This is a genomic window from Actinomadura macra NBRC 14102, from assembly GCF_001552215.1.
Taxonomy (GTDB): domain Bacteria; phylum Actinomycetota; class Actinomycetes; order Streptosporangiales; family Streptosporangiaceae; genus Spirillospora; species Spirillospora macra.
Window position 1 is genome coordinate 1 of sequence record NZ_BCQT01000043.1, and the last position, 8,728, is coordinate 8,728.

General features: G+C 68.0%; 14 protein-coding genes. 5 read left to right on the top strand and 9 right to left on the bottom strand.

Translation table 11 applies throughout. The features are described from left to right. The first annotated feature begins 42 nt into the window (after positions 1-42). Positions 43-2,022, top strand: a complete 1,980-nt coding sequence (locus tag AMA02S_RS39575; protein WP_067470170.1) for a recombinase family protein — start codon at positions 43-45, stop codon at positions 2,020-2,022. Between the two features lie 91 nt (positions 2,023-2,113). After that, on the top strand, positions 2,114-2,704 hold the full coding sequence (locus AMA02S_RS39580; protein WP_067470172.1) for a hypothetical protein: 591 nt from the start codon (positions 2,114-2,116) through the stop codon (positions 2,702-2,704). A gap of 67 nt (positions 2,705-2,771) precedes the next feature. Here the strand turns inward: AMA02S_RS39580 and AMA02S_RS39585 are convergent, their stop codons facing one another. Together AMA02S_RS39585 and AMA02S_RS39590 are read right to left on the bottom strand one after the other, a co-directional pair. Continuing rightward, on the bottom strand, positions 2,772-2,978 hold the full coding sequence (locus AMA02S_RS39585; protein WP_067470174.1) for a DUF397 domain-containing protein: 207 nt from the start codon (positions 2,976-2,978) through the stop codon (positions 2,772-2,774). Next, entirely contained in the window at positions 2,975-3,796 is an 822-nt protein-coding gene (locus AMA02S_RS39590; RefSeq protein WP_157431165.1) for a Scr1 family TA system antitoxin-like transcriptional regulator, read from the bottom strand. Before AMA02S_RS39590 ends, AMA02S_RS39585 begins: the two co-directional genes overlap by 4 nt. Before the next feature lie 340 nt (positions 3,797-4,136). Here AMA02S_RS39590 and AMA02S_RS39595 point away from each other — a divergent pair, with 340 nt between their 5' ends. Genes AMA02S_RS39595 through AMA02S_RS39605 form a run of 3 tightly spaced genes read left to right on the top strand, consistent with a single transcriptional unit; the run spans position 4,137 to position 5,189 of the window. Next, positions 4,137-4,469, top strand: coding sequence for a hypothetical protein (locus tag AMA02S_RS39595; protein WP_067470177.1), 333 nt, complete (start codon positions 4,137-4,139; stop codon positions 4,467-4,469). Further along, the gene (locus AMA02S_RS39600; RefSeq protein WP_067470179.1) at positions 4,466-4,852 is read left to right on the top strand and encodes a hypothetical protein; all 387 of its coding nucleotides are present in this window, start codon (positions 4,466-4,468) and stop codon (positions 4,850-4,852) included. Before AMA02S_RS39595 ends, AMA02S_RS39600 begins: the two co-directional genes overlap by 4 nt. Further along, positions 4,839-5,189, top strand: a complete 351-nt coding sequence (locus tag AMA02S_RS39605; RefSeq protein ID WP_157431166.1) for a hypothetical protein — start codon at positions 4,839-4,841, stop codon at positions 5,187-5,189. Before AMA02S_RS39600 ends, AMA02S_RS39605 begins: the two co-directional genes overlap by 14 nt. A gap of 128 nt (positions 5,190-5,317) precedes the next feature. On the opposite strand, the gene AMA02S_RS39610 is transcribed toward AMA02S_RS39605, so the two are convergent. The 7 genes from AMA02S_RS39610 to AMA02S_RS43830 all read right to left on the bottom strand — a co-directional run bounded on the left by AMA02S_RS39610 (position 5,318) and on the right by AMA02S_RS43830 (position 8,671). Next, positions 5,318-5,671: a hypothetical protein gene (locus AMA02S_RS39610; RefSeq protein WP_067470182.1), complete on the bottom strand. Its 354-nt coding sequence runs from the start codon at positions 5,669-5,671 to the stop codon at positions 5,318-5,320. Further along, positions 5,668-6,618, bottom strand: a complete 951-nt coding sequence (locus AMA02S_RS39615; RefSeq protein WP_067470184.1) for a phage major capsid protein — start codon at positions 6,616-6,618, stop codon at positions 5,668-5,670. Before AMA02S_RS39615 ends, AMA02S_RS39610 begins: the two co-directional genes overlap by 4 nt. Before the next feature lie 122 nt (positions 6,619-6,740). Continuing rightward, positions 6,741-7,277 carry a hypothetical protein gene (locus AMA02S_RS39620; protein WP_067470186.1) on the bottom strand — a complete coding sequence of 179 codons (537 nt, stop codon included), beginning with the start codon at positions 7,275-7,277 and terminating at the stop codon, positions 6,741-6,743. After that, entirely contained in the window at positions 7,274-7,576 is a 303-nt protein-coding gene (locus AMA02S_RS39625; protein WP_157431167.1) for a hypothetical protein, read from the bottom strand. Before AMA02S_RS39625 ends, AMA02S_RS39620 begins: the two co-directional genes overlap by 4 nt. Beyond that, positions 7,573-7,971, bottom strand: coding sequence for a hypothetical protein (locus tag AMA02S_RS42695; RefSeq protein WP_157431168.1), 399 nt, complete (start codon positions 7,969-7,971; stop codon positions 7,573-7,575). Before AMA02S_RS42695 ends, AMA02S_RS39625 begins: the two co-directional genes overlap by 4 nt. Continuing rightward, positions 7,968-8,357 carry a helix-turn-helix domain-containing protein gene (locus AMA02S_RS39635; RefSeq protein ID WP_067470193.1) on the bottom strand — a complete coding sequence of 130 codons (390 nt, stop codon included), beginning with the start codon at positions 8,355-8,357 and terminating at the stop codon, positions 7,968-7,970. The genes AMA02S_RS42695 and AMA02S_RS39635 overlap by 4 nt, the downstream gene beginning before the upstream one ends. An 86-nt stretch (positions 8,358-8,443) precedes the next feature. After that, positions 8,444-8,671 (bottom strand): hypothetical protein, encoded by a 228-nt coding sequence (locus tag AMA02S_RS43830; protein WP_218005296.1) that lies wholly within the window; start codon positions 8,669-8,671, stop codon positions 8,444-8,446. Positions 8,672-8,728 lie beyond the last annotated feature (57 nt).

Consider the following 8,728-nt stretch of genomic DNA (forward strand, 5'->3'; position numbering starts at 1 on the left):
ATCTACGTATCGATAACTACGTTTCGCGTCTAGCGTCGAAGTATGGCAACAAGAACGTCCTCGACCTGGGACATCACGAATCTCGCCGGTGCGCGCCTGGGGATTTACGGGCGCGCTTCACAGGACAAGGGTGGGCAAGAGAAGTCCGTCACTGATCAGATCATTGAGGGCGTCGACTGGGCGAAAGCTCGTGATTGCATCGTCGCCGAGACCTACACGGCCGATAACAACAAGTCCGCGTCTCGATTCGCCCGCAAGGCCCGTGAGGACTTCGAGCGGCTGATCTCCGATGTGGAGGCCGGAAAGCTCGACGGCGTGTGGTTCTGGGAACTGTCCAGGTCTCAGCGGCGCTTGGACGTCTACGCCCGTCTGCGGGACCTGTGCCGGGAGAACGGCGTGTTCTGGGTGGTCGCCGGTCGGGCCTATGACCTGAACAACTACATGGACGTTCAGGCGCTCGGGTTCTCCGCCGTGATGGGCGAAACCGAGTCGGAGATCATCTCCGCGCGGGTCAAGCGGGGAAAGGCCGGGGGTGCTTTGCGGGGGCGCCCCTCTGGGAAGCTCACCTACGGGTTCCGGCGCGTGTACGACGACCGGGGCCGCTACGTCGAGCAGTTGCCCGACGATCGGCCGCGTGAGGCCGTGGGCAGTGACGGTCGGACCCACATGTACACGGCTGCCGATGTGGTGGCCGAGATCATCACCCGCATGTCGGAAGGCGTGACTCCCGGGACGATCACGCGGAGCCTGCTTGAGCGGGGCATCCCCACTCCCGAAGGGCATCCGGTCTGGCATTCTCCGACGCTGCGGAAGATCGCGATGAACCCGGCTTACATCGGGCTTCGGGTTCACCAAGGCAAGATCTTGGAAGAGGTCGGGGTGTGCTGGCCCTCGCCGATCCACACGGATCAGCAGAGGGCACAGGAGATCTTCTATGCCGCGCAGAACGTCTTGACCAGTCGCGTCCGCGATCGTGTCCGGCTCGGCCGACCCAGGTTTCTGCTGTCCAGCCTCGCCCGGTGCGGGGTGTGTAGGAACCGGATGGTTCACGCCGGGGACCACCGCACCCGCCGCAACGACACCTACAAGTGCCACGTGCTGGGGTGTGCCTCCATCGGCGTCGACGTCTTGGACACCTACGTGGAAGAGGCCGTTTTGGGCTACCTGTCGCGACCGGATGTGTACGAGGAACTGACTCGGGCCCCTGCTGAGGACGGTGTGGCGGCTGCCGCGCGCGCGGAGGCCGAACGGCTGCGCGGGGACTTGGAGATGTGGCGGCAGATGGCCGAATCGGGGGAGGCCGACGACCCGGTGACGGTCAACCGCACGATTAAGGGCCTGAAAGCCAAGATCGAAGAACAGGAGGGAAAGGCGCGCAACAGTTCGGTTCCGCCGGTCCTGCGGGGCCGGATCGGACCGGACGCGCGGCCCGCGTGGGAGTCTCTGGATGATTTGGAGGTCAAGCGGCAGATCATTCGGGCGGTGGCCGATATCCGAGTGGTGCGGACCGGGAAGGGCCGCGCCCGGATGCCGGTCCGGGAACGCGTGATCTGGCGGTGGCTGGTCGGGCCCGACCAGCAATCGGAGGAACTCACGCTCCGCGCTGCCGACGTCCCCACCCCTCGCGCGGCGGCTGCGGCGGAGTACGCCGCGTTGCTGGCCCGGGTCCGTGAGGTTTTCGCCGACGACCTTGCCGCCGGACGACTCCCCTTGCGCAAGACGATCATGGCGCAGATGCGCGTGGGCGAGAGGTGCGCCGAGAACGTCCGGCGGTCGCTGGCCCCCGACCTTCCCGGCTGCCCGCCCGTCACCCGCGCTGAGAAGCGGGAAAGATCGCTGGCACAGGCGCGTGAGGTCTTCGCCGACGACCTCGCCGCCGGACGACTCCCCAAGATCCGAGAAATCCAAGCGGCCCTGAACATCGGCGACTACCTCGCGCGCGACATCCGGCGCATCTTCGCCGGTTTGCCCACCCAGGGGCAGAACAGAAGATCGCGGGGCAAGACCCGCACGGCTGCCTAGAAGCGCTCCCCGCCCCAACAGGGCGGCCCCGGAACGCGGTGATACCAGCACCGGCCCGGGGCCTTGACCAGACCACTAGGAGGTCCGACCCATGCACGACCCTAACGAACGCGTCACCCTCGACGCCGACACCTTCACCGACGACCAGCGCGACGGGATCGCTTGCGTGCGGTGCGGCAGCGCGTTCGCGCCCGGTGTCGCGAGCGTCCCTGTGGGGATCGTCGACGGCGGTCAGGTGTTCGCCTGCAAGCCGTGCGCCTGCCCGGTCCAGCCCGACCAGGACGCGGACACGGCCGCCGTGGCCCTGCCAGAGACCGACCGTCGCACGGCGCGCGTGTGGGGGCATGTGGCCGCGCGGAACCGGTTGCCTGTCACGGTGTGCCCGTGGCGTGGCAACTCTGGCCGCGAACGCGCCTTGCGGTTCGCCTGGACCCGCGCCTATGCCCAAGCCCGCCCTGACCAGTGCGACCAGGCACTAGCGGACGACGAACCCGGCGTGTGGTCGGTGGTGTGGGATGCCCACGTTCACGGCCGAGACGCGGCAGCGGCCGGGGAGCCGCTCAGCTTGCGTGTGTGCCCGTACCCGATGGGAGCGGAGACGGCGGTCGGGCAAGCGCAGTTCCGGGCGTGGTGCGATGGGTACGACTCGGTTCGTCCGTTCCCGATCGACTTTGGGGACTGACAGCCCGGACGCGCCAACGCCCCGCCGGTCGCGATGATCGGCGGGGCGTCGGCCGTGCGTAAGGGGCCTACAGGTCGTGTGAACCCTCGCGGACGGCTCCGACGAACGCCGTGAACGCCGAACGGCTGAAACCCAGCGCGGGGCCGTCAGGGTCCTTGGAGTCCCGCACGGCCACCACGGGCGCGAGGTTGGCAACCTCGACGCATTCCCCGCCGGTGTCGGTGCTGTGGCTGCTCTTGCGCCATGAGACGGCAGACAGGTCCAGAACGTTCATAGGCTCTCCCAAACCGAGCGAAGCAACTCTAGGGACTGGTCGGCGGACATTGCCGCACCTCGGATGAGGTCGAATCGTACCGTGTGCCCCCAAACGGTTTCGGCGTGGTCCGTTAGGTTTCCGCCCGTATGACCCTCTGTATAAACCATGTCAGGGGCGTCGTTGAATCTAAGGATCGTGAACGCTCCGGGTAGCCCCGCGTATGACCCCTTGCTTGCAGGCACGATATGAAACGTGACGTGGGGCATTTCTGCGAGGTCGATCAGGTGGGCTATCTGGCCCTTCATGATCTTTGGGTTCCCGACCATACGCCGGATGGCGCCTTCATCGAACACGGCGACGATCAGAGGCGGGTTCTCCCTGGTGAGGATTCGCTGCCTGTCCGTTCGTGTGGAAACGAGTTTCTCGATCTCCTCTGGAGTTCGTCCGGTTCTGAGAACCTCATGGACGTATTCGGGTGTCTGGTGAAGCCCGTGAATCACCATCGCCGCGAAGATGTAGAGCGCCGACGCTTCCGCCTCGCGCTCTGTGAAGTCGGTGAATCCTGGCGGTAGAGCGGTGTCATTAAGGGTGTCGTCGATGACCTCCCACAAGCTCACGAACAACTCGTTGGTCTGGAAGTGGGTGTCCAGATCTTCGGAGAACTTGCGGGACGGGATGTTCTTGCACCCCTCGACCTGACTGACGAACTGGGATGTGTAGCCGAGAACCTCGGCTAATCCGTGCTGTGACAGCTTGCCGGTCTTCCGCATCGCTTTCAGCGTTGCGGCGAACGCGCGAACTGCCGGGGCTTGGTAGGGGTCACGTCGTGCGGGCATGTGGACGGCTCCGGGGGAAGGTCTGGAACCTGAGCGGGTTTTATCGATCTACGATGCGGTTTCTCGTTCGGCCTCTGGGGTTTCCGATCGGGCGTTGCGGGGTTCGTAGTCGAGCGTATCCCCACGCTGTGACGCTGGTCACGCCGTTCCGGTGATGGGCTTGACGTGATGGTCTGTCGGGTTTCAGCCGGAATGGCAAGGCGGGCATGTGCCGCTGGAAACCGGTCAACCGATGCGGCAGTTTCAGGGGGCGCATGTCCCGCCACCCCCGAACGTAAAGCGGCCCCGGACGCGGTGTTACGACCACCGGCCGGGACCTAACCGGAACGGAGGCCCGGCTATGGGGCAGGGTAACGAACTACGCGGAGCGGTCACGGGTGACCGCTTTGACGGCTCTGAACATCGGCACGCGTACCCGAAGCTCTACGACCTGATGACCACCTTGCAAGGGCGCGGCTTCGCCGTGGAACTGCGGGCAAGTCCCCTCGCCATCATCGTGACCCGTCCGGACGACCCGACGGGGGCGGTTCAGACGGTCACGTGCAAGCCGCGCGTCATCGACTACGACCGGATGTGGTTCTTCGATGACGCTAGCAACGAGGCGTTCGCCGAGGCCGACGACATCACCGGTGCCGCTGTCATCGTCAGCGGCAACCTGTCCCCGGCGCCATGAGCGCCGGAAACGCCTCGTTCTATCTCGGCCTGCTCGCACGGGCCCTGATCAACGAGGGATGGAGGGTGCACCCCCACTACGACCGGGATCCGGCACTGTTGCGCGTGCTGTGCCCCAGCCTCCCCATGGCCGGGGACAGCGTCCTCGTCAAGGTGCGTGAGGGTGGGGTGCCTTGGTTCGTCGGCTCGACCGGTGACCCGCTCGCACCCTGCCACGACCTCCCCGGAGCGGTCGCGAAGATCGGCGCGCGGCTCACACCGGACGCCATGGCACAGGCCATCGAACGACTGGCCTGCCCGGGGAGGCGGGACGAACCCCCGCGCTTTCCCACCAGATGTCTCCAGACCCGGCAGACCCGACTCAGGCGGCATGATGACGACTGAACTCAGCGGTCTCCAGGTCGAGCCGTTCGGGCCGCTGGATGAGCTGTATGCCGCCGTCCGGCGATGCGCTCCGCAGGTGGCGATGACGCGCGCTCGCGTCTCGGAGGAGTACGGCATCCCCAAGCTCGGAACGGTCGGTGTGCTCGAACTGCGGTTGCACGTCTCGTACCGGGGCCGTCAAGCGCGGCGAATCCGCTGGGATGGCGAGGCCGACGCCTACGTGTGGGCGTCTGGCCCGGACTACGGGAGGCAGTTGCCCGCCGATCCGGAGCAGGCCGCGCTGCGGGTGGGCAGGGCTCTCGGCGCGCCGGTGTCACCGGCACCGTCCAAGGGGTAGAGCCGGGGGCGGCGCCGCTGTGACCGACCGCTGCGGACGGCCGCGCCGCCCCTTCCAAACGTTGGGCCCCGGTGTGCCCTGCCGTGACCAGGGATCGCACCGGGGCCGCAACGCCCCTGGAGAGGCTTCTACGGGCCGGACGGGTGGGGAAGTTCCCCACGGTCGTGCATCTGGGACCGGACGGCACCGACCGTCTTGTGGTCGCAGCCGACCACGGTCGCGACCGCACGGTCGGATCGGGTGTGGTCGGTGGCGAGTTCCTCCCGGATCCGGGCGCGGACGTTCGCGCGGTGATGCCGGGCGGCCGGTCCCGGTCGTCGGGTCGGGACCTCGTCGCCTTCGACCGGGACGACCCATCCCCACGCCACCCACCGGCGGAGGAGTAGCCGGTCGTCGATCTCCAGTTCGGTACCGGCGCCGTGCAGACCGGTGCCGGTGGCGACCTGGCGGCCTTCGACGACCCGGACCCGGACGGCGGTCACGGCAGGACACCCAGGATGCGGACAACGGCGTCGGGGTTGGGCAACACCAGATCGGCGCGCAGCGTGACGCGGACGGCGGTCCGGTCGGAGGAGAACGCCACCGAGGTGTCCACCTGGATGTTGGCGTCCTGCCGCATCACCGCGCACACCTGGTCCCCCTGATAGACGTACATCGAGTTCGCGGTGGTGGCCGAGCCTTGCGTTTCGTCCGTCGCCAGCTGCGACGTCAGATGGACCGGGATGCCGTAGATCGAACGGCGCGGTCCTTCGGTCGGCGCGCCCGCACTGTCGATCAGGACGGGCTTGTTGGACCCGGTCACTTCCTTGATCTTGGTGAGGGTCCGCCAGTTGCGCGGGTGCATCACGATCGCGGTGCCGTCGGCGTTCTTCTCGGCCAGCATCCCCAACGCGTCGGCGAACGGGTCGAGGTTGGTCAGTGCGGCGCCGTTGGTGCCCATGGACACCGTCTGAATGCCGGACTGGTTGCGTAGCCCGCGGATCTCCGGTGCGGTGCCCGACCCTTCGTAGAACGCCTTGTCGAGCTTGAGGGCGACAGACCGGGCGAGGTTGGTGGACAGCACGTTTTGTGCGTCGGGGTTGGAGTCGGAGACCAGTTCGTTGGAGGCGTACACCAGTGCTGCGAGCTTGCGGGGGGTCGCGGTGACAGTGTCGGCGTTGGGGTCGGTCGGGGTGATCTCGGTGCCCTCCGCGGTCCAGTTCGCGACGGCGTCGGCCAGCACGCGCGGGACGGCGAGGCGGGCGGCGTTGGTGTCGATGCGCCGGAACCCGGAGTTCAGGCCCACCGACATGGCGGTGAGCCGGTCGAAGAAGTAGGCGGCGGCTTCGGTGGGGGCGAACGATCCACCGGCGGTGCCGGTGGTGGTCAACCAGGTCATGTGCAGGTCTCCGTGGGCGAGCGGGAACGGGTGGTGTTCCGGCGTGGCCACGGGCCGAACCGTCCGGGCGCCCACGGGGCGCGGGATGTGACGAGGCGGTGGGGGTCGGCCACGGGCCGGTGCCTGCCGCTACGTCTGCCTACGAGGGTACCCGGACAACCCCTCATGGTGATCTAGGGTGCGCGGAAGATGTCGCCCATGCGGGGTTCGGGGGTGTGTGCGAGGTAGGGGGAGCCGGGGAATTCCCCGCTTCCCCGGCTGGGGGGGCGCCTGAGGTAGCCCCGTTCGGCCAGCACCTCGGCGGCGGCGGCCTTGACCTTCTCGGCATCGACGGTGCCGTCCTCGGCGAGGTAGGCCGATACGTCGTCGGTGCCGGTGAAGGCGAACAGGTCTTCCCCGCGCTGGAGTTGGAGCCCGGCCACCCGCAAGACCTCGGCGCGCTGTATCGCGGTGAGTTGTCCGCGTACCTGGTCGCGTTCGGTCTGGGTGTCGCGTAGCTGGGTTCGATACCGGGCGGCCTCTCTGTTGGCCTTGCGGATCCTGCCGTCCCGCTCTGTGTCATCGCCGTTGGCATCGTCTTGGCCGGTGTCGGTGACGACATCGGGGGCAGCGGTCGACGGTGGGTTCTCCGTGGCGGTTTCAGGCGCCGCTGAGGTGGGTTCCGGTGCGGCGGCCGGTGCCGTGTCGGTGGGGGTGTGGTCGTCGGTCATGGCCGGTTGTCCTGTCTTGTCGGCGGGGGCGTCGGTGGATCGGTGGGGGTGATGAGGATGAGCAGGTGGCGTACCTGGGCCAGTGCTTCACCGGGGGGCATGGGCATGGCGGGCATCTCGGGGTTGGTCAGCATCTCGGCCAGGGCGACCGCTCCGGCGGTGGCGACCGTGCGGGCGGTGTCGGGGGCGAGGTCGGCGGCCAGGGCGCGCAGGCCCGGACCGTCGTCGGTGAGGACGGCCGCGATCATCGCCCACAGATGCCGGTGAGCTTCTGCCAACTCCCCGGTGCCACTGGTCACCCTGCCGCTCCGGGGTCAGGGGCGACGCCGTTCCCATGTGCGGCCCGGGCCGCGCGGGCGATGTCCACCACCGACCGCATGAGCAGGGATTCATCGGGGGTGGCGACCGCGTGACCTAGAAGGGTCAGCCACCGAGAGGGCACGCCATCCCCGCACCCGTCGCTCTGCCCCTGCCGGTCGTCGATGTCGTTGGGGGCGTTGAACAGGCGTTGCCCACCCTCGACGATCACGGCGAGCACGGCGACCATGGGAACGGTCACTGGATGCCGGGCGGCCAGGATGCCATGTGGGCAGCGTCTCCCCGCCACACAGGACGCGATGGTGAAGACGCATTCTCCGGGCGCCCCAGCCTCCAACCGCTCCACCCGTGCCCGCAGGACGCGACGACGACTCACGGTTCGCCCTCCCCGGATCGGGCCTCTAGTTGCCCGATCCGTTCCTCAAGGTCCAACACCTCTTTGAGCGGGACCAGCATCGACAAGATTGCGCGGGCGGCTCCGACCCGCGCAGCGGTCACCCGCGCCTCGGAGGGTTCGGCGCGCAAGCTTGCGCGCAGCGTCGCGACCGCCTCCCCAGCCGCGTCGGCCAGCGCCCCTAGCGCGTGGTCGAGCATCTCGGCGCGCCGCGCGGTCACCAGCGTCCGGAACTGCTCATCCTGGGACCAACGTTGCACGGTGCGCGGCGACACCCCCGCCACCCGCGCCGCCTCAGCCTTGGGCTTGCCCGCCGCGAGTACGGCGGCGGCGGCCACCTTCCCGCCAACCTGGACAAGATCGGACATGCCTACGCTCCATTCCTGGGCTGTGAGCTGGGCTTTTCCACCCCAGTGGGGGCGCCGGGGGGTGACACCCGGGGGCAGGGATGGGGTTATGGAGAGTCGTCACCAGCGCCCGGGTCGTCGGACGGGTCGTCGTCGGCGTTCTGGGCGGCGAGTTCGGCGGCTGCGCGCTCAAACCCCGGGCGCATCAACCGGCGTAGTTTGGACATCTGCTCTGGGGTCGGCATCGGAGCCGACTCCACCAGCCGACGGATAGCCTCATCTGTAGTGGACGGTTCGTCGTCCTGCGAGTCGGGGTGCGGTGGGCGTTCTGACATGCGGAAACACCTCCCCGCGTTGAAAGACCCCAGAGGGAGTTAGCGAATCGTTACCTC